Genomic DNA, 20,539 nt, shown 5'->3' with positions numbered 1-20,539 from the left:
TGACGGTTGTCGCTTTCCGTGATGGCAGTCAACCATCGGGGCGAACTGCGGTCAGGGCGCGTACCGGTAGGTCGCCGAGGCCTGCTCGAAGATCCGGCTCACCTCGTCCCGTTCCGCCTCCGGACCGCGGACCTGCACCACGTGGTAACGGCCGTCGATCAGGACGGCGGCGTTGTGCACGAACAGCTCGCCCTTCACACCGGTCCAGGTGAACTGCCCCTCAGCAGAGGTACGTCCACCGACCTCGATGGTCTTCAGCCCGCTGGAGGTGGCCCAGCTGGAGGCCCGGTACGACGCCAACTCGGGCTCGCTGTCGCGCTGGTAGGCCATCGGGTCGTCACCGAACTCCGAGGCGCGGTCCCGGCCGGGCACGACGAGGAGCTCGAAGTCACCCTTGCCGTAGACGACCTGGCCGCTGCCGTTGCGAGGGGTGCGGTCCCAGCCCTCGGCGACGGCGACGCTGAAGCCCTCCTGGTCCTTGCGCAGGGTGAATCCGTCGGCGACGTCGGACTGCGGTTCGGTGGAGCCGCCCGCCGTCCCGGAGGCGCCGGGGTCGGTGGTCGGGGAGTTCCGCTCGGGCTCCGGCTCGCTGCCGGTGTCCGGCGAACTCTCGGCCGGCGCGCGGCTCGCCCCGCCGGCGGCACCGGTCCGTGCGGTGCCGGAGTCGGCGGTACCGCTCTTCGGCATGAAGAACACGGCGTACGCGACCGCCCCGGCCAGGGCGAGCAGTATCACCAGGAGCAGTGTCCGGCCGAGGCTGCGCGGGGAGCGGGCCGGCTCCCGGCCCCGCTTGTGCCGCCCGTGGTGCGCGGGCAGCCCGGCGCGCCGCCTGCGCACCAGCTCGCCGCGGCGGCGCACGATGGGCAGCCGGCTGGTCTCCGCGGGCGGGGCCGGGATCACGTTCAGCCCGGCCTCGGGCTCGGGCGCCGAGCGCACGAGGGAGCGCAGCCAGCCGCGCAGTTCCTCGAAGTCGATGCGCTCGGTGGGGTCCTGACGCAGCAGCGACTCCACGACCGGGCGCAGCGGCCCGCACTCCTCGGCGAAGGCGGGCGGCTCCGCGCACACGATCTGCACCAGCTCGGCGGTCGACTCCTCCGGGTAGGGCGCGTGTCCCTGTACGGCGCGGAAGAGCAGGGCGCCCAGCGCCCACAGGTCCGTCGCCGGGCCGATGGGCGCGGCCAGCTGCCAGTTCTCGTGCACGGGGCCCGCCTGCTCCGGCGCCCACCGCTCGGTCACCGGCCCGACCACGGCCATCCGCGTCTGCCGGGCCCGCTCGGCATCGAGAGCGGTGGCGGGGCCGCGGGACGCGGGCGTACGTGCGGACGGCCCGTCCCAGCCTCCGGCCCCCGCGGCGCCTGACTCCACGCCTGGCTTCACACCTGGCTTCACACCTGGCTCCAGGCCGGGCTCCAGGCTTGGCTTCAAGCCAGGCTCCAGAGAGGCCGCCTCCCGTGCCGGGGCGGTCGGGACCGGCCGCGCTGGGCCGGTGGCCCAGGGCGTGGTGCCGTGCCAGGGGTCTCCGGTGCCTACGCCGTAGGGGTCGGCGATCTGTCCGGGCGGGGCGTTGGCGCCGGGCCCGGCTCCGGCGGCGCCGGGGAGGGAGCCGAAGCCGGCGCCTCCACCGAGGCTGGAACCGCCCTCGAACCCCCCACCTCCGACAGGACGGGCACCGGTCTCGAACGCGGCGCCTCCCACGCGACCGGAACCGGAACCGGGACCGGGACCGGGCCCCGGACCGGCACCGGAACCGGTCTCGAACGCCCTGTCTCCGGCGGACCCCGGACCGGCGGCGAACCCCGCGTCCCCGGCCGGAACGTCGCCGCCACCCTCGTACGGCCTGCTGCCCGGACGGGCCCCGTAGTCGACCGGCCCGGTCTCGAACCCGGGGCCAACCCCGTAGGCGTCCCGACCGGCGTCGACCCCGTAGGCGTCCCGACCGGCGTCGGGCCCGCGTCCGGGCCGCGCCCCACCGGAACCGTCTCCGGCACCGGCACCGGCACCGTCTCCGGCTCCGCCCTCGATGCCGTGGCCCGGGTGCCCGTCGGCGGCCGTGGTGCGCTGTGGCAGGCCGTCGGCACCGCTGTCGGGGGCGGGGCGGGCGCCGGGCAGGGCCGCGCGACCGTTCTGGGCCTCCTGGACCCGGGCCGCGGCGCGGGCACCGGCGCGGTACGCGGCGATCGCACCGGCACGCGCGGCGCGGGCCTCGCCCGCGGGGTCCAGCGGCGCGGGCGCGAGCCCCGGAGGGCCGGGCGTGGGGGTGCCGGGCACCGGCAGCTCCCCGACGCCCCGCGCCTCGATGGCGGCCCGGCGGGCGGCCTCGGGATCGGCGTCGCCCGGTCCCGGGCCGGACGCGGGACCGAGGATCCCGGCACGCGCGCCACCGGAACCGGAACTCCCAGCCCCGGTCCCAACCCCAGCCCCAGCCCCAGCCACGGACCCGGGCCGAATCGCGGTGGTGCCGGAGGCACCGGGCGTGCCGCCTCCCGGGCCGAAGGTTCCGCCCGGACCGGTCGCGGGGGGCGGCTCCTCGTCGGGGGCGGGGACGGGGTCGTACCCGCACAGCGCCTCCTCCGCCGCCCCGGCCGCCAGACCGGTCAGCATCACACGTCCGTCGTCGCAGACGAGTACGGTCCGCGCGGTGATGTTGCGGTGCACCCAGCCGTGGGTGTGCAGCACCCGCAGCGCGAGGAGCACGTCGGAGGCGACCTCGGCGGCCCGGTACGGCGTCAGGGTCTGCTCGGCGAGCAGCGCGGCCAGCGGCCTCGCGGCCACCAGTTCGCTGACGATCCACAGCGAACCGCCCTCGGCGAACACGTCGAAGACCTGGTCCAGGCGCGGGTGGTCGGGCACCGCGGCCGCGGCCTGGGCGGCCTCGACGGCCCGCCGCACCACCGGGTCGGCCGGCCGCCGCACGGCCCCGCCCGCGGCCGGCGACCGCCTGCCGGAATGCCGGACACCGGGGTGCCGGAGGCCTCCGTCGCGGGCCGTGAACCCGTCGGGAAGGCCCTCCACGTCGAGCACCTCCGCCTCGACGACCTCCGGCAACGGCACCTGCCGTACCAGCACTTCCTGGCCGCTGTACGTGTCGAAGGCCCGGGTCTCGGTGAGTTCGTACTCGTCGGACGGCGGCAGGGGCAGGCGGTAGCGGTCGGCGAGTACCCGTCCCGCATAGTCGTCCACGTCGCCACCCCCGGCAGCCCTCGGTCAATTCCGTTCGTCCGGCGGGCCGTTCCGGCTGCGTACGGTCCGCAAGCACTCACGATACGTGCCGGAGGCAACCCGCAATGAGCTGATGCCAGATATCGGGCGGCTCAAACCCGGCCCCGCCCGCTCAGGACTTGGGTTCGAAGGTCTCCGACAGGGTCTGCCAGGTGTCCTCGCGCAGGTCACTGTCCCAGTCGGCCGCCTTCGCGGTGTACATCAGCGCGTAGCCCTGGTGGTCGTTGACGACGAACCCCCGGTCCACGGTGCGGTACTTGGTGCCGCCGTCGGTGTAGGTGAACTCCCAGTCGGCCGCGTTCCAGTCCCGGTAGTCCACCTTCTCTATGCGGATCTTCTTGTACTGCGAGCGCACCATGTACTGCTCCTGGCTCTCCCAGTCGGAGACCGGGTCGCCCTTGGGCGTGGAGGTCCAGGCGACCAGCAGCTTCTGCCCGCGCGGTCCGGTGAAACGGTCCCCCGCGGACCCCGTGGAGGCGTACTTCCAGCCCTCGGGCAGCCCGATGCGGTACCCCTGGCTGCCCTTGTGGGTGGCGGCCGCGCCCTCGCCGTCGCCGGAGTCGTCGGACTTCCCGGCGTCGTCCTGCGCCCCGCTCCCCGCCTCGCCGGACGCGCCGGCGTCCGCGGCGGACGCGTCACCGCCCGCGGCCGGGGCGGAGGCGGAGCCGTCGGTGCCGGTACCGCTCTCCTCGTCCTGCTTGGTGTCGCCGCTCGGCCCGGCGGAGGCCACGGTCCCGCCACCGCCACCGCCCTCGGCGCCCTTCTCGTCGTCGCCGCCCCCGAGCGTGAGGGCCAGTACGGTGCCGAGTACCGCGAGGGCCACGACCACCGCGATGATGATCAGCGTACGGCGGGGCACCACGTCGGTCAGCGGGGCGCGGGGCGCGGAGCGGACCGGCAGGTCCGGCGGCGGCATGACCGGCCAGCCGGAACTGCGCGCACCCGCGGGAGAGTTAGCCGTACCACCGCCCGTACCACCGCTCGTGCCACCGCCGGTGCCACCGCCCGGACCGCTGCCCCCGGAGGCCGCTCCCGTGCCCGCACCACGGCCCGCGCCGACGCCGGAGCCGGACCCGACCCCCGCGCCCACACCGGACCGCGCACCCGCACCGGACCGTGTGCCCGCGCCGGAAGCCGCGCCCTCGGCCGGTCCCGGCGGGGCGACCGTACCGGCGGCCCCGGACGCCGCAGCCGTTCCCGCGGCCTGCGACATCCCCGCCGTGCCGGCGCCGCCCCGGCCCTGCCTGGTCCGCGCGGCGGCCGCGGCACCGGCCGCGCCCGCTCCGACGGCGGCCTTGCGCACGGAACGCAGCGCCCCGCGCAGCCGCTCCCCGGCCTCCTCGGTCCGCCTGCCCCCGTTGCCCGCCGCGCCGCCGCGGCCCGCCGGCCCGTCCGGCTGTGCGGGCAGCGGCACGACCTTGGTGGCGTCCACGGGCTCGGGCTCGGGAGCGTGGATGACCTTGTTGAGCATCGCGCGGGCGCCCGCGTCGTCCAGCCGCAGGGCGGGTTCCTTGTTGAGCAGCCCGTAGATGACGTCCCGCAGCGGTCCGGCGTTCTTCGGTTCCTCCAGGTTCTCCGTCATCACCGCGGTGAGCGTGGCGATCGCGGAGCCCTTGTCGTAGGGCGGGGTGCCCTCCACGGCGGCGTACAGCAGCCCGCCGAGCGACCAGAGGTCGGCGGCCGGGCCGGGCTTGTGGCCGCGGGCGCGCTCCGGGGAGATGTAGGAGGGGGCGCCGACGAGCATGCCGGTGGAGGTGATGGACGGGTCGCCCTCCACCTGGGCGATGCCGAAGTCGGTGAGCACGACCCGGCCGTCCTCGGCGATCAGCACGTTGGACGGCTTCACGTCACGGTGCAGGATGCCCTCGCGGTGCGCGGAGCGCAGCACGTCGAGGACGGCGAGGCCGACCTCGGCGGCGCGCTTCGGCTCCAGGAGGCCGTCCTCGCGGATGGCCTCGGCGAGCGACTTGCCCTCGACGAGTTCCATCACGATCCACGGCCGGTCGTCCTCCTCGACCACGTCGTAGACCGTGACGGCGCTGTTGTTGCGGATCCGCGCGATCGCCTTGGCCTCGCGCAGCGTGCGCGTGATCAGGCGCCGCTTCTCCTCCTCGTCGATGTTGCCCGGAAACCGCAGCTCCTTGACGGCGACCGTGCGTCCGAGGGTCTCGTCCTCGGCCCGCCACACCGTCCCCATGCCGCCGCGGCCGAGCACGTCTCCCAGCCGGTACCGCCCGGCGAGGAGACGTGCGCTCTTGTCCGTACGGGATGTCCCCGCCCGCTCCGCCTCCGACATGCGTCCCCTCATGCAACCCGCCCTGACAGAGCCTCCATTGTCCCTCACGCGACAAGTGCTCGACGCCCAGGGTGCCACGGGAGGCGGCCGGAGGCGGAGCCGGGCACCGCCCTGCCCCGACACCGCGTCACACCCGCCCCCACGGCCCCTCGGGGACCGCGCCCCTACCGCGCCGCGATGTCCGGCGCCCCCAGCCGGGCCGCGTCGGCCGTCAGGTCGTCGGGCTGGCGCTGCGACTCCCGTTCGGCCTCGACCCGCTTCTCGTAGTGCTGGACCTCCCGTTCGATCTGGTTCTTGTCCCAGCCCAGCACCGGTGCCATCAGTTCGGCGGCCTCACGGGCGCTGCGCGTGCCGCGGTCGAAGGTCTCGATGGAGATGCGGGTGCGCCGGGTCAGCACGTCGTCCAGGTGCCGGGCGCCCTCGTGCGAGGCGGCGTAGACGACCTCGGCGCGCAGGTAGTCGTCGGCGGCCTGCAGCGGCGCACCCAACGAGGTGTCGTCGGCGATGAGTTGCAGGACCTCCTCGGCCATCGCCCCGTACCGGTTGAGCAGGTGCTCCACGCGCACCACGTGCAGGCCGGTGCGGGCGGCGATCCGCGCCCGCGCGTTCCACAGCGCGTGGTAGCCCTCGGCGCCGAGCAGCGGTGTCTCCTCGGTGACGCTGTCGGCGACCCGCAGGTCCAGCCCGTGCACCGCCTCGTCGACGGCGTCCTTGGCCATCACCCGGTACGTCGTGTACTTGCCGCCCGCCACGACGACCAGGCCGGGCACCGGGTGCGCGACGGTGTGCTCGCGCGACAGCTTGCTGGTGGCGTCGGACTCGCCGGCCAGCAACGGGCGCAGCCCCGCGTACACGCCCTCGACGTCGTCGCGGGTGAGGGGCACCGACAGCACCGCGTTGACGTGCTCCAGGAGGTAGTCGATGTCGGCGCTGGACGCGGCCGGGTGGGCCTTGTCCAGGTCCCAGTCGGTGTCGGTGGTGCCGATGATCCAGTGCCGGCCCCACGGGATGACGAACAGCACGGACTTCTCGGTGCGCAGGATCAGCCCGGTGCTGGAGTGGATGCGGTCCTTGGGCACGACGAGGTGGATGCCCTTGGAGGCGCGGACGTGGAACTGGCCGCGCTCCCCGACCATCGACTGGGTGTCGTCGGTCCACACCCCGGACGCGTTCACCACTTGTTTGGCGCGGACCTCGTACTCCCCGCCCGCCTCGACGTCCTGGACCCGTGCGCCGACCACCCGCTCGCCCTCGCGCAGGAAGGAGGTGACCCGCGCGTGGTTGGCGACCTGCGCGCCGTACGCCGCCGCCGTGCGCACCAGGGTGGCCACGAAGCGGGCGTCGTCCACCTGTGCGTCGTAGTACTGGAGGGCCCCGACCAGCGCGTCCTTCTTGAGGGCGGGCGCGACCCGCAGGGCGCGGCCGCGGCTCAGGTGACGGTGCATCGGCAGGCCCCGGCCGTGGCCGCGGGCCATGGACATGGCGTCGTAGAGCGCGACGCCCGAACCCGCGTACAGCCGTTCCCAGCCCTTGTGCTGCAACGGGTACAGGAACGGCACCGGCTTCACCAGGTGCGGGGCGAGCCGCTCGAGCAGCAGCCCGCGCTCCTTCAGCGCCTCCCGTACGAGCGCGAAGTCGAGCATCTCCAGATAGCGCAGGCCGCCGTGGATCAGCTTGCTGGACCTGCTGGAGGTGCCGGACGCCCAGTCCCGGGCCTCCACCAGGCCGACGGACAGGCCGCGCGTCACGGCGTCGAGCGCGGTGCCCGCACCGACCACACCGGCGCCCACCACCAGTACGTCAAGCTCGCGCTCGGCCATGGCCGCGAGCGACTCGGCGCGCTGCGCCGGCCCCAGTGTCGCTGTCCTCACTGCTGCCTCCCGCTGTCGGTCGCGTCGGCCGCACCCGTCGGGCGAGCCCGGTTCCTGGTACCCCCATGCCCAGATTCTGACCCGCCTGCCCGAGATCGGCAGCCGCACGCCCCAACCTGTGGACAACCCGGCATCCGGATCCGCCCACGCCTGTGGACAACTCCCCCGCCCACCGGCGCCAACCACGCCAACCCCCGGGTCTCCGCCGTCGACCCACGTCAGAACCAGCTGAAACTCGCTGAAACCCGGCAAAACCCCGCTCATCAATCCCACATATCGGTCATATTTACTCCTAGTCTGACGTTGTGCTCGCCCATCCTGTCCACCGGGCTTGCACACCTGTCCCGCTCCGGCTACTGGGAAGGACGGCCCACGCCATGCCCGCAGATCTCGCCGTCATCGGACTCGGCCCGTACGGCCTGCCCCTGGCCCAGGCCGCCGTCGCCGCCGGCATCCCCACCCTCGGCTACCGCACCGGCCCCGAGGCCGACCCGCTCACCCCCGCCGAGGTGCGCCGGATGCTGGCGACGGGCTTCCGCACCCCGCACGGACCGGCCGAGCTGGGCCGCGTCCGCACCGCCGTCATCTGCGCGCCCACCCCGCCCTCCCCCGACGGCGGCCTGGACCTCGGCCAGGTGGAGGCCGCGGCCCGCACCCTGGCCGCGCACATGCGCCCGCACACCACCGTCATCCTGGAGTCGCCGGTGCGGCCCGGGACGACGGAGGAGTTCCTGCGCCCGCTCCTGGAGCAGGGCTCCGGGCTGCGCGCCGGCCGCGACTTCCACCTCGCCTACTCCCCCAGCCGCGTCGACCCGGGCAACCGCGACTTCACCCCGGCCAACACCCCGAAGGTCATCGGCGGCCTCACCCCCGCCTGCACCGAGTCGGCCGCCGCCTTCTTCAGCCGCCTCACCGACAAGGTGGTCCGCGCGCGGGGGCCGCGGGAGGCGGAGACGGTCCAGCTCCTGGAGACCAACTTCCGGCACGTGAACATCGCCCTGGTCAACGAGATGGCCGTGCTCTGCGACGACCTCGGCGTCGACCTGTGGGACGTGCTGCGCTGCGCGGAGACCAAGCCGTTCGGCTTCCAGGCCTTCCGCCCCGGGCCCGGCGTCGGCGGCCACTCCGTCCCCCAGGACCTCACCGGCCGGGCCCCGCACAGTCTGCGCATGGTGGAGCTGGCCCAGCGGGTCAACTCCCAGATGCCCCGCTACGTCGTCCAGCGCGCCGCCGCCCTCCTCAACGAGCACGGCAAGTCCGCGCGCGGCGCCCGCATCCTCCTGCTCGGCGTCACCTACAAGGCCGACCTCGCCGACCAGCAGGCCACCCCGGCCGAGGAGATCGCGACCCGCCTGATGTCGATGGGCGCCGCGGTGAGCTACCACGACCCGCACATCCCGTCCTGGAACGTCGCCGACCGCCCCGTCCCCCGCGCCGACTCCCTCTACGAGGCCGCCGCCGACGCCGACCTCACGATCCTCCTCCAGCAACACCGCACGTACGACCTGCAGGGCTTGTCGGTCAAGGCCCAGCTCCTCCTGGACACGCGAGGCGCCACACCCACGGGGGCGGCGCACCGGTTGTGAGGCGGGGGCGCACGGAGGTGACCGGGCCACGAGGCTGGTGGTGGGAGGGCGGCTGCGCCGGTACGGTGGGGCGGGTGGAGCCCACCGCACTGGGAATGCGGCAGGCTCCAGAGAAGTGATCGGAGTGTCCGCCCCTAGTTCACGTGGGGGCGGCCGCTCACTTCCCGTAGATCCACAAGATGCACCTCCTCCGGAACTTCACCATCCGCAGACGGATCAGGTCCCAGCGAGTGGGCTTGCGGTGACGGCCCATGGCGCGCCCCCTTCCACGATGCCGCCCATATCCCGGTGAGGCGGTCCGTCCGGAATTCGGGCCGGGCCCCGAGGAGCGGGGTCCGGAACGGTTCCTTGGAAGGGGGCGCCCCAGAGAACGGGGTCGCCGAGCAGGGACACTACCGACCCGGCACGGCCCTCCCCCGCGTATTCGCCCCGAACACCACCGCACGCCCCCGCGCCACGTCACGCGCCCCCTCAAGAGCCCCCGAGCGCACGAAAGGGGCCGGTCACCCCACCCGGGTGACCGGCCCCTGCACGTCCCGTGGGGACTACCGCCGGTGCTGCGAGTCCGCGACCGTGACCTCGACGCGCTGGAACTCCTTCAGCTCGCTGTAGCCCGTGGTGGCCATCGCGCGGCGCAGGGCGCCGAAGAAGTTCATGGAGCCGTCGGGGGTGCGGGACGGGCCGGTGAGAACCTCCTCGATGGTGCCGACCGTGCCGAGGTCGACCTTCTGCCCGCGCGGCAGCTCCTCGTTGACGGCCTCCATGCCCCAGTGGTGGCCCCTGCCCGGCGCGTCGGTCGCGCGGGCCAGCGGGGAGCCCATCATCACGGAGTCGGCGCCGCAGGCGATGGCCTTGGGCAGGTCGCCGGACCAGCCGACGCCGCCGTCGGCGATGACGTGGACGTACCGGCCGCCGGACTCGTCCATGTAGTCCCGGCGGGCCGCGGCCACGTCGGCGACCGCGGTGGCCATGGGCACCTGGATGCCGAGCACGTTGCGCGTGGTGTGGGCGGCGCCGCCGCCGAAGCCGACCAGGACGCCCGCGGCGCCGGTACGCATCAGGTGCAGGGCGGCGGTGTAGGTGGCGCAGCCGCCGACGATCACCGGGACGTCGAGTTCGTAGATGAACTGCTTCAGGTTCAGCGGCTCGTGCGAGCCGGAGACGTGCTCCGCGGAGACGGTGGTGCCGCGGATGACGAAGATGTCGACGCCCGCGTCCACGACGGCCTTGGAGAACTGGGCGGTGCGCTGCGGGGAGAGCGCGGCGGCGGTGACCACGCCCGAGTCGCGCACCTCCTTGATGCGCTGCCCGATCAGCTCCTCCTGGATGGGAGCGGCGTAGATCTCCTGGAGGCGGCGGGTCGCGGTGTCCGCGTCGAGACCGGCGATCTCGTCGAGCAGCGGCTGCGGGTCCTCGTGCCGGGTCCACAGCCCTTCCAGGTTGAGGACGCCGAGGCCGCCCAGCTCACCGATGCGGATGGCGGTGGCCGGGGAGACGACCGAGTCCATGGGAGCGGCCAGGAACGGCAGCTCGAAGCGGTAGGCGTCGATCTGCCAGGCGATCGAGACCTCCTTCGGGTCCCGCGTACGGCGGCTGGGGACGACGGCGATGTCGTCGAAGGCGTACGCCCGGCGGCCGCGCTTGCCGCGCCCGATCTCGATCTCAGTCACGTCTGTGGCCTTTCCCTGATGCGTTGCAGCGCCTTCCAGTATCCCCGACGGGCCCGCCGGGGCAGTGCTGAGGGCGGCCCCGGATGGTCCGGAGCCGCCCTCGGGAGGCTGCTGCCTGCGTGGTTACTTGCTGCGGCTGTAGTTCGGCGCCTCGACGGTCATCTGGATGTCGTGCGGGTGGCTCTCCTTGAGGCCCGCGGAGGTGATCCGCACGAAGCGGCCCTTGGACTCCATCTCCTCGATGGTGGCGGCACCGACGTAGCCCATGGTCTGGCGCAGGCCGCCGACGAGCTGGTGCAGGACGTTGGCGAGCGGGCCGCGGTAGGGGACCTGGCCCTCGATGCCCTCGGGCACGAGCTTGTCGTCGGAGGCGACCTCGGCCTGGAAGTAGCGGTCCTTGGAGAAGGACTTGCCCTGGCCGCGGGACTGCATGGCACCCAGCGAGCCCATGCCGCGGTACGACTTGAACTGCTTGCCGTTGATGAACTGCAGCTCGCCCGGCGACTCCTCGCAGCCCGCGAGCAGGCTGCCCAGCATCACGGTGTCGGCGCCGGCGGCCAGCGCCTTGCCGATGTCGCCGGAGTACTGCAGGCCGCCGTCGCCGATCAGCGGCACCCCGGCGGCGCGGGCGGCGAGGGACGCCTCGTAGATCGCGGTGACCTGCGGCACGCCGATGCCGGCGACGACGCGGGTCGTACAGATGGAGCCGGGGCCGACGCCGACCTTGATGCCGTCGACGCCCGCGTCGATCAGGGCCTGGGCTCCGTCACGGGTGGCGACGTTGCCGCCGACGACGTCGACGCCGACGCTGGACTTGATCTTCGCCATCCAGCTCAGGGCGTTGCTGTTGTGGCCGTGCGAGGTGTCGACGACCAGGAAGTCCACGCCCGCGGCGGCCAGGGCCTGGGCGCGCTCCAGCGCCTCGGGGCTGGCGCCGACCGCGGCGCCGACCAGCAGCCGGCCCTCGGAGTCCTTGGCGGCGTTCGGGTACTGCTCGGCCTTGACGAAGTCCTTGACCGTGATGAGGCCCTTGAGGACACCCTCGTCGTCGACCAGCGGAAGCTTCTCGATCTTGTGCCGGCGCAGCAGCTCCATGGCGTCCACACCGGAGATGCCGACCTTGCCGGTGACCAGCGGCATCGGCGTCATGACCTCGCGCACCTGGCGCGTGCGGTCGGACTCGAAGGCCATGTCGCGGTTGGTGACGATGCCGAGCAGCTTGCCGGCCGGGTCGGTGACCGGGACGCCGCTGATGCGGAACTTGGCGCACAGGGCGTCGGCCTCGCCGAGCGTCGCCTCGGGGTTGACCGTGATCGGGTCGGTGACCATGCCGGACTCGGACCGCTTGACGAGGTCGACCTGGTTGACCTGGTCCTCCACGGACAGGTTGCGGTGCAGCACGCCGACGCCGCCCTGGCGGGCCATGGCGATGGCCATGCGGGACTCGGTCACCTTGTCCATCGCCGCCGAGAGCAGCGGGAGGTTGACCCGGACGTTGCGGGAGATGCGGGACGAGGTGTCGACCGCGTTCGGGAGCACCTCTGACGCTCCCGGCAGCAGCAGCACGTCGTCGTAGGTCAGCCCGAGGGTCGCGAATTTCTCAGGCACTCCGTCGACGTTGGCAGTCATGACACCTTCCCCAAATGGCCTTGATCGGTGCGGATGTCCATGCTAACGGGAAGTGGAGGTGGCTCATTCCACGACCGGGGCGGCCCGCACTCTTCGTAGCTTCGTACGGATGGCGGTCCCCACCCGTTCACGGCGGCGGCGCACCGTCCGTCCGCACCGTTCGCTGCGGCGCCCCGCCGCACATCTGCGCCGTTCCCGGGGGCCGGCACACCGCCCGAAGGTACCGGGCAACGCCCCTCGTGCCGTTCCCGGCGGCGGCTACTGCTCCGCCAGGGCCCGCAGCCGGCTCAGTGCCCGGTGCTGGGCGACCCGCACGGCCCCCGGTGACATTCCCAACATCTGCCCGGTCTCCTCGGCGGTCAGGCCGACGGCGATGCGCAGCAGCAGCAGCTCGCGCTGGTTCTGGGGCAGGTTGGCCAGCAGTTTCTTGGCCCAGGCGGCGTCGCTGTTGAGCAGCGCGCGCTCCTCGGGGCCCAGGGAGTCGTCCGGCCGCTCGGGCATCTCGTCGGAGGGGACGGCCGTCGAGCCGGGGTGGCGCATCGCCGCGCGCTGCAGGTCGGCGACCTTGTGGGCGGCGATGGCGAAGACGAACGCCTCGAAGGGGCGGCCGGTGTCCTTGTAGCGGGGCAGCGCGAGGAGCACCGCGACGCAGACCTCCTGGGCGAGGTCCTCGACGAAGTGCCGGGCGTCGCCGGGCAGCCGGGACAGGCGCGTGCGGCAGTAGCGCAGCGCCAGGGGGTGGACATGGGCCAGCAGGTCGTGCGTGGCCTGCTCGTCCCCGTCGACGGCGCGGTGGACGAGCCCACCGACCGTCCCCTGATCCGGGGGCGCCTCGTCGTCACGCATCGGTCCATCGTGCCTTGCGGCCGTCCGATCCGTGGCTCCGTGCCCGTTGTTGTGCACCGAAGCGTTATGAGCAGGTGCGCCGGAACTCATCCCCTGCGCCCTCCCCTTCCGCTCGACCGACTCGTCCCCGAGGAACTCCACACCTCAAGGATGCGTCATCCGCGGCGAAACCAGCAGCGGGCACCCGGCGGGTCGCCTTGTCACCCCCGCTCACCTCGCGGTAAGCGGGGATCTTCACGTCCCCGACGGCCCTGACCGGCCTCTGCACGGGGGCTCCTAGCGGACCAGGCCCCACCGGAAACCGAGCGCCACGGCGTGCGCCCGGTCCGAGGCGCCGAGCTTCTTGAAGAGCCGCCGGGCGTGGGTCTTGACGGTGTCCTCGGAGAGGAACAGCTCGCGGCCGATCTCCGCGTTGGAGCGGCCGTGGCTCATGCCCTCCAGGACCTGGATCTCCCGCGCGGTGAGGGTGGGCGCGGCGCCCATCTCGGCCGAGCGCAGCCGGCGCGGGGCGAGCCGCCAGGTGGGGTCGGCGAGGGCCTGCGTGACCGTGGCGCGCAGTTCGGCGCGCGAGGCGTCCTTGTGCAGGTAGCCGCGGGCACCGGCGGCGACCGCGAGGGCCACGCCGTCCAGGTCCTCGGCGACGGTCAGCATGATGATCCGTGCCCCGGGGTCTGCGGACAGCAGCCGCCGGACGGTCTCGACGCCGCCCAGTCCGGGCATGCGCACGTCCATCAGGATCAGGTCGGAGCGGTCGGCGCCCCAGCGGCGGAGGACTTCCTCGCCGTTGGCGGCCGTCGTCACACGCTCGACGCCTGGCACGGTCGCGACCGCGCGGCGCAGCGCCTCTCGGGCAAGCGGGGAGTCGTCGCAGACGAGGACGGAAGTCATGGCCGTCCTCCGCAGCTCTTGCGCGTCACGTTGAGCCTCCAGGCTGGTACGAAATCGTCACCTGTGCGGTCGACCGTCCCGGACGCCCGCCCGAGCACTTGTTCCTTCAACCGCCTCCGCACTCTCAACGACGGTCACTCGAAAGAGTTACGGGGCTGTGTGTCGTCTTCAGCACTCTACGTGAGGGGTCGGCCACGCAGCAGACATGCGCGTCGGACCCACGCCGATTCGCCACAACCAGTGCCCCATTCAGCCGCTTTTCTTCCACTTCGCTGGTGTCTGCGGCTAGATTCGCAATGAGTCATATTTTCATCTCCTTAGATCGTAGTTGTACGGTTGCAGACGCTGTATCCCTTCATCCACCCATATCGGCAACAAGGGGTCACGCAATGGCAGATTTCTCCCGCCTTCCCGGACCGAACGCGGACCTGTGGGACTGGCAGCTCCTGGCTGCGTGCCGTGGGGTGGACAGCTCACTCTTCTTCCATCCGGAAGGCGAACGCGGTGCGGCACGGAGCGCTCGCGAGAACTCGGCCAAGGAGGTCTGCATGAGGTGCCCGGTCCGCGCGGAGTGCGCGGCGCACGCGCTGGCGGTGCGCGAGCCGTACGGCGTGTGGGGCGGGCTGACCGAGGACGAGCGCGAAGAGCTGATGGGACGCGCCCGTCACCGGCTGGTGGCGGCATCGGCACCGACCGGCGGGGAGGCGGTCGCACCTCACTGAAGGAACGTTTCTCCGAAAAGGGCCGCCAGCCGGCCCTCCGACGCGGTCAGCGCGCCGGCGGACGGCGCGTGCCTGCCCGGCTGAGCTCGTCCAGCGTCGCCGCCACCGCCGGGACCTGGGCCAGGTCGGGCAGGGTGAGCGCGACGATCTCCCGCCGCACCGCCGGCTCCAGCGTCACCGTCCGTACGCCACGGGGCCGTACGGAGTCGACGGCGAGCTGGGGCAGGACGGCCACGCCCAGTCCGGCGCCGACGAGGCCGACCACCGCGGGGTAGTCGTCGGTCGCGAAGTCGATGCGGGGGCTGAAGCCCGCGCCCTCGCAGACCTCGACCAGCTGGCCGCGGCAGCGCGGGCAGCCCGCGATCCAGGACTCCCGGGCCAGCTCCCCGATGGCCACGGCCCCGTCCGCAGCCGTACGCGCGAGCCGGTGCGCCTCGGGCACCAGCGCCACCAGCCGGTCGGTCAGCAGCGGCCGTACGACGAGGTCGTCCCATTCCTCCGCGCCCGCCGCGCCCTCGTAGCGGAAGGCGAGTGCCACGTCGCAGTCGCCCTCGCGCAGCAGCTGCACGGAGTTCGGCGGCTCGGCCTCCTCCAGCGAGACACGGGTGCCGGGGTGCGCGGCCCGCAGTGCGGCCAGCGCGGTCGGTACGAGGGTGGAGCTGCCGCTGGGGAAGGAGACCAGCCGCACCCGTCCGGCGCGCAGCCCGGCGATGGCGGCGACCTCCTCCTCGGCCGCGGTGAGCCCGGCGATGATCCCGGCGGCGTGCCGCACCAGCGCCTCACCGGCCTGGGTGAGCCGCATCTCGCGGCCGGTGCGTACCAGCAGCGGGGTGCCGACGGAGGACTCCAGCGCCTTCATCTGCTGGCTGACGGCGGGCTGGGTGCAGCCCAGCTCGCGCCCGGCGGCGGAGAAGGAACCGGTCGATGCCACGGCGCGCAGCACACGGAGATGACGAGCCTCGATCACGCCTCCGAGGATAAGCGCCCCTTTGACCGGGCGGCGAATAACACGTCGACGCTTTGACCCGCGCTGTTCTACCGTTCCCCCATGAACCGTCCCGTCTCCCCGCTGCACCGTCCTGCCGCGAAGCTCCTGTCCGTCAACCTGGGCCGCCCCACCGCGGTGCCGTACACGGACCAGCCCGAGGGGGTCACCGGCATCGACAAGCGCCCCGCCGAAGGACCCGTACGGGTGGCGGCACCCGGCACGAAGGGGGCCGGAGGGAGCGGACTGGCCGGCGACGCCGTCTGCGACACCCGCCACCACGGCGGCGACGACCAGGCGGTGTACGCGGTGGCCCGCGAGGACCTGGACGCGTGGGAGCACGAACTGGGCCGTCCGCTGCCGAACGGCGCCTTCGGCGAGAACCTCACCACCACCGGCCTGGACGTCTCCGGCGCCCTGATCGGCGAGCGCTGGCGGGTCGGCCCCGAGCTGCTGCTCGAGGTGACGTCCGGGCGCATCCCCTGCCGGACCTTCCAGGGCCACATGGGTGAGCAGCGGTGGATGAAGCGCTTCATGGAGAAGGCCGCGCCGGGCGCGTACTTCCGGGTCGTGGAGCCCGGCGAGATCCGCACGGGCGATCCGGTGCGCGTCGTGCACCGGCCCGCCCACGAAGTGACCGTGGCCCTGCAGTTCAAGGCGGTCACGATCCAGCGGGAGCTGCTCCCCCGGCTGCTCGCCGCGGGTGACGCGCTGCACCCGGAGGCGCTCGCGAGGGCACGGAAGTACGTGGCCGAGTACGGCTCCTGACCGGCCGCCACCAGATTGTCACCGGCCCTCACCAGGGCCTTCTTCACCACATCTGCACGATCGTCGGCAGGAGTGAGCGAACCGGACCCACCCGGTCCGGACCCATAACCTTGCGCCATGACAACGGCATTGATTACGGGATCGACGGCGGGCATCGGCGCCGCGTTCGCGCGTCGGCTGGCGGCGGACGGACACGACCTGGTCCTGGTGGCCCGGGACACCGAGCGGCTGCGCGGACAGGCGACCGAGCTGCACGACCGGCACGGCATCGAGGCCGAGGTGCTGACGGCCGACCTCGCGACCGACGCCGGCATCGAGGCGGTGGCGGCCCGCCTGGACGACCGCAGGAACCCCGTCGACCTGCTGATCAACAACGCCGGCTTCGGCAACAAGGGCCGCTTCCTCGACGTCTCCACGGCCGACGAGCTGACCATGCTCAAGGTGCACTGCGAGGCGGTGCTCCGGCTGACGTCGACGGCGGCGGAGGCCATGCGGCAGCGGGGCCGCGGCGGCGTCGTCAACGTCGCCTCGACCGCGGCCTTCGTCCCGCGCGGCACGTACGGCGCCTCGAAGGCGTGGGTCGTGCAGTTCACCCAGGGCGTGGCGCAGGACCTGGCGGGCAGCGGCGTACGGCTGATGGCGCTGTGCCCCGGCTTCGTGCGCACGGAGTTCCACGAGCGGGCCGGCATGGACACGAACAGCATCCCGAAGTGGATGTGGCTCGACGCCGACAACGTCGTCACGGCCGCCCTGTCCGACCTCTCCCGCGGCAAGTCCGTCTCCGTCCCGGACCCCCGCTACAAGGCCCTGATGGGCGCGGCGAAGCTGGTACCGCGGGGGCTGCTGGGCGGGTTCACGTCCCGGACGGGACGGAAGTACGGGCCGCGGTAGGAAGAGCGGCCGGTCGCCCCCCGGACCGGATACGCGCCCGAGCGAGCCGGCCTTCCACCGGGCCGGGACAAAGGGCAAGGGCGGTCGGCGACAACGGTGTGCGGCACGATTCCGCCTTTCTGTAACGGTACTGTCCACCCTGCGCGATCGGGCTCCTGCGCGCCGTAATCTGTGCGACGGCCAGGCCGGCACAGGGGGGAACATGTCAATTCCGGACGACGGCGCCGAACGCCTTGAACGTCGAACGATCGGCACCTATCGCCTGGTTTCCCGACTCGGGGCGGGAGGTATGGGCGAGGTCTACCTGGCCCATTCTCCGTCGGGTCGCCGTGTGGCCGTGAAGGCGGTGCACCCGCAGCTGGCGGAGGATCCCCGCTTCCGGGCGCGGTTCCGCCGGGAGGTGGCGGCCGCGCGGCGGGTCAGCGGGGCCTTCACCGCCCCGGTGGTGGACGCCGATCCGGACGCCCCGCAGCCCTGGATGGCCACGATCTACGTGCCCGCCCCGACCCTTTCGAGGCATATCCAGGACAACGGCCCCATGCCCGCGGAAGAACTGTGGCAACTTTTCGCCGGATTAGCCGAAGCCCTGCGCGACATCCACCGCGTCCACATGATCCACCGGGACCTGAAACCCAGCAACGTCCTCATCACCGAGGACGGACCACGGGTCATCGACTTCGGTATCGCCAAGGCCGTCGACCACAATGCCGGGGAGGTGCTGACCCAGACCGGCCAAATCGTCGGGACGCCACCGTTCATGGCCCCTGAGCAATGGCAGGTTCCGCCGGCCGTCAGCCCGGCCACCGACGTCTTCGCGCTCGGCTCGCTCCTGGTCTACGCGGCCACCGGCCGCGGCCCCTTCGACGCGGGCAATCCCTATGTGACGGCCTACCAGATCGTCCATCACGACCCCGACCTGGGCACCCTCCCCGACTCTCTGCGGACCGTCGTCGGAAGATGCCTCGACAAGAACCCGGCCCACCGGCCCACTCCGGACGAGCTGCTCACCGTGGTGCACGCCCGCCGCGCCGCCACCACCCGGGAGCCGGCCGATCAGGGTGCGGAGGACACAGCCGTCCCGCGGCACCGCAGTCGCAGGAGGCGCGGTTTCAGCCGTGCCCTCACCTCCGGGGTCGCAGCCGTCGGTCTGCTGGCCGCGGGAATTCCGGTCGCGCTGGACTGGTGGCACGAGTCGTCGCAGCGGACGACCGGCTCCGGTGCCGAGTACGACGCCGCAACGACCAGCGTCGCCAACGCGGCGACGACCCGGGGCGGCACCCTGCGCTTCGCCGCCACCCAGGAGGCCGACTCCTGGGACCCGCAGCGCACCTACTACGGGTTCGTGTGGAACTTCGCCCGCTACTACGCCCGCCAGCTGGTCACCTTCGCTCCCCAGCCGGGGCCCAGAAGCACCGCCCTGGTGCCCGACCTCGCCACCGGCCTGGCGGAGGTCTCGGACGGCGGCAGGACGTACACCTACGTCCTGCGTGAGGGCAGCACCTGGGAGGACGGGTCGCCCATCACCTCCCAGGACGTCAAGTACGGCATCGAGCGGACCTGGGCCAGTGACGTCGTCTCCGGCGGCCCCGCATACCTCCAGAAGGTCCTCGATCCGAAGAAGACCTACAAGGGGCCGTACAAGGACGAGCATCCGGAGAAGCTGGGGCTGCGGGCCATCGAGACCCCGGACAGCCGGACGATCGTCTTCCATCTCGCGCAGCCGAACGGTGACTTCGAGCAGATGCTGGCTCTGCCCGTGGCGTCCCCGGTCAAACGGGAGCGTGACACCGGCAGCGTGTACGAACTGAGGCCGTTCTCGTCGGGACCGTACAAGTTCGCGTCGTACGACCCGCACCACAAGCTGGTCCTGGTCCGCAACGAGCGGTGGAACGAGGAATCGGATCCAATCCGTCCGGCGCTTCCCGACCGCATCGAGGTCACCTTCGTCGCCGATGCCGACGACATGGACACCCGTCTGATCAAGGGCGAGTTCGATCTCGACCTGAACGGGACCGGACTCAGCCGGGCTGCCGTCTCCAAGGCGTTGAAGAGCTCCGACCTCAAGAGACACCTGGACAATCCGGGTACCGGATTCATCAGGTATGCGGCGTTCCCGCAGTCGGTCGAGCCGATGAACGACATCCACTGCCGCAAGGCCGTCATCCTCGCCGCCGATCACAAGGGGCTCCAGACGGCCCGGGGAGGACCACTCGTCGGCGGTGACATCGCGCCCAACATGCTCCCGGCGTCCATCGCGGGATCCGATCCGGCCTACGACCCCTACGGCGTGCTCGAGAACAAGGGCGGGCCACAACTCGAAGCGGCCAGGAAGGAACTCGAGGCGTGCGGAAGGCCGGACGGCTTCTCCACGACCATCGCCGTGCGCAAGAACGTACCGGTCGAAGTGGACACCGCTCTGGCCCTGCAGAAGCAGCTGGAGAAAGTCGGCATCCGCACGACGATCGACCGCATCGACGGCGCCGCGACCTTCGGGGTGCTCGAGTCGCCCAAGGCGGTGAAGGACAGGGGGTACGGCATCATCCTCATGGGTTTCGCCGCGGACTTCCCGACCGGCCAGGGTTTCCTGCGTCCGCTGGTCGACGGACGGTTCATCCTGGAGTCGGGCAACAACAACTACAGCGAGCTCGACGATCCGGAGATCAACGACCTGTTCGACGATGCGATCGCCGAACGGGATCCGGTCAGGGCGGGGAGGATCTACCACCAGATCAACCGTCAGGTCTCCGAGAACGCCGTCTATCTGCCCATCACCTACGAGAAGATCATGATGTGGCGTGGCCCGCGATTGACCAACGCCTACACGTCGGACGCCTACTTCGGCCGCTACGACTACGTGTCGTTGGGCGTGGAGTAGCAGCCGTGCCCGGACCAGCGGTCGGGACCGGGGGAAGAACCGGGGCGCGCGGCCGGGGGTGTCACCCGAACGTGTGATCCACCCTCGTCCGTGGCCTGCCTCGCGCCCCGGCGACGTAGCGTCGGATGGCTGCGCCCGCAGCGGGCGGGAGGTCGCAGGTTCGGCGAGGAAGAGGGCGGCATCGCGTGAGCGCGGGCACTTGGGGCCGGGACGGACTGTTCGTGGACGGCACCGGCAGGGGGCGTACGGACAGCAGGCGTACGGACGGGGCGAGGACGGGCCGGGGGGCGGCG

At 72.5% G+C, this 20,539-nt stretch carries 13 protein-coding genes; 5 read left to right on the top strand and 8 right to left on the bottom strand.

The features are described from left to right. Positions 1 to 51: 51 nt before the first annotated feature. From HZS56_RS16255 to HZS56_RS16245, 3 genes are all read right to left on the bottom strand, one after another. Complete coding sequence (locus HZS56_RS16255; protein WP_216721402.1) at positions 52 to 3,180, bottom strand: serine/threonine kinase C-terminal domain-containing protein; 3,129 nt, start codon at positions 3,178 to 3,180, stop codon at positions 52 to 54. A gap of 151 nt (positions 3,181 to 3,331) precedes the next feature. Then, the gene (locus HZS56_RS16250) at positions 3,332 to 5,515 is read right to left on the bottom strand and encodes a serine/threonine-protein kinase (RefSeq protein WP_216721401.1); all 2,184 of its coding nucleotides are present in this window, start codon (positions 5,513 to 5,515) and stop codon (positions 3,332 to 3,334) included. A 164-nt stretch (positions 5,516 to 5,679) separates the two neighbouring features. After that, complete coding sequence (locus HZS56_RS16245) at positions 5,680 to 7,386, bottom strand: glycerol-3-phosphate dehydrogenase/oxidase (protein WP_216721400.1); 1,707 nt, start codon at positions 7,384 to 7,386, stop codon at positions 5,680 to 5,682. A gap of 377 nt (positions 7,387 to 7,763) precedes the next feature. On the opposite strand from HZS56_RS16245, the gene HZS56_RS16240 reads away from it, so the two are divergent. Continuing rightward, positions 7,764 to 8,972 (top strand): nucleotide sugar dehydrogenase, encoded by a 1,209-nt coding sequence (locus HZS56_RS16240; protein WP_216721399.1) that lies wholly within the window; start codon positions 7,764 to 7,766, stop codon positions 8,970 to 8,972. Positions 8,973 to 9,517: 545 nt separating this feature from the next. Here the strand turns inward: HZS56_RS16240 and HZS56_RS16235 are convergent. From HZS56_RS16235 to HZS56_RS16220, 4 genes are all read right to left on the bottom strand, one after another. Then, positions 9,518 to 10,642, bottom strand: a complete 1,125-nt coding sequence (locus tag HZS56_RS16235; protein WP_216721398.1) for a GuaB3 family IMP dehydrogenase-related protein — start codon at positions 10,640 to 10,642, stop codon at positions 9,518 to 9,520. Positions 10,643 to 10,765: 123 nt separating this feature from the next. Continuing rightward, entirely contained in the window at positions 10,766 to 12,271 is a 1,506-nt protein-coding gene (gene guaB, locus HZS56_RS16230; protein WP_216721397.1) for an IMP dehydrogenase, read from the bottom strand. A gap of 258 nt (positions 12,272 to 12,529) precedes the next feature. Beyond that, positions 12,530 to 13,117 (bottom strand): sigma-70 family RNA polymerase sigma factor, encoded by a 588-nt coding sequence (locus HZS56_RS16225; RefSeq protein WP_030400271.1) that lies wholly within the window; start codon positions 13,115 to 13,117, stop codon positions 12,530 to 12,532. A 276-nt stretch (positions 13,118 to 13,393) separates the two neighbouring features. Beyond that, complete coding sequence (locus HZS56_RS16220) at positions 13,394 to 14,005, bottom strand: response regulator transcription factor (protein ID WP_003948568.1); 612 nt, start codon at positions 14,003 to 14,005, stop codon at positions 13,394 to 13,396. A 389-nt stretch (positions 14,006 to 14,394) separates the two neighbouring features. Between HZS56_RS16220 and HZS56_RS16215 the strand changes: the two genes are divergently transcribed. Beyond that, complete coding sequence (locus HZS56_RS16215; protein ID WP_216721396.1) at positions 14,395 to 14,727, top strand: WhiB family transcriptional regulator; 333 nt, start codon at positions 14,395 to 14,397, stop codon at positions 14,725 to 14,727. A gap of 46 nt (positions 14,728 to 14,773) precedes the next feature. Here the strand turns inward: HZS56_RS16215 and HZS56_RS16210 are convergent, their stop codons facing one another. After that, positions 14,774 to 15,694 carry a LysR family transcriptional regulator gene (locus HZS56_RS16210; protein ID WP_216721395.1) on the bottom strand — a complete coding sequence of 307 codons (921 nt, stop codon included), beginning with the start codon at positions 15,692 to 15,694 and terminating at the stop codon, positions 14,774 to 14,776. 81 nt (positions 15,695 to 15,775) lie between these two features. On the opposite strand from HZS56_RS16210, the gene HZS56_RS16205 reads away from it, so the two are divergent. From HZS56_RS16205 to HZS56_RS38225, 3 genes are all read left to right on the top strand, one after another. Beyond that, positions 15,776 to 16,480 carry an MOSC domain-containing protein gene (locus HZS56_RS16205; RefSeq protein ID WP_216721394.1) on the top strand — a complete coding sequence of 235 codons (705 nt, stop codon included), beginning with the start codon at positions 15,776 to 15,778 and terminating at the stop codon, positions 16,478 to 16,480. A gap of 117 nt (positions 16,481 to 16,597) precedes the next feature. Next, entirely contained in the window at positions 16,598 to 17,371 is a 774-nt protein-coding gene (locus HZS56_RS16200; RefSeq protein ID WP_216721393.1) for an SDR family NAD(P)-dependent oxidoreductase, read from the top strand. Between the two features lie 202 nt (positions 17,372 to 17,573). Then, entirely contained in the window at positions 17,574 to 20,246 is a 2,673-nt protein-coding gene (locus HZS56_RS38225) for an ABC transporter substrate-binding protein (protein WP_253914348.1), read from the top strand. Positions 20,247 to 20,539 lie beyond the last annotated feature (293 nt).

The sequence above is a fragment of the Streptomyces mayonensis genome, from assembly GCF_018982965.1.
GTDB lineage: Bacteria > Actinomycetota > Actinomycetes > Streptomycetales > Streptomycetaceae > Streptomyces > Streptomyces mayonensis.
The sequence above is the reverse complement of the archived record's forward strand: the minus strand, read 5'-3'. Positions and strand labels throughout refer to the sequence as shown.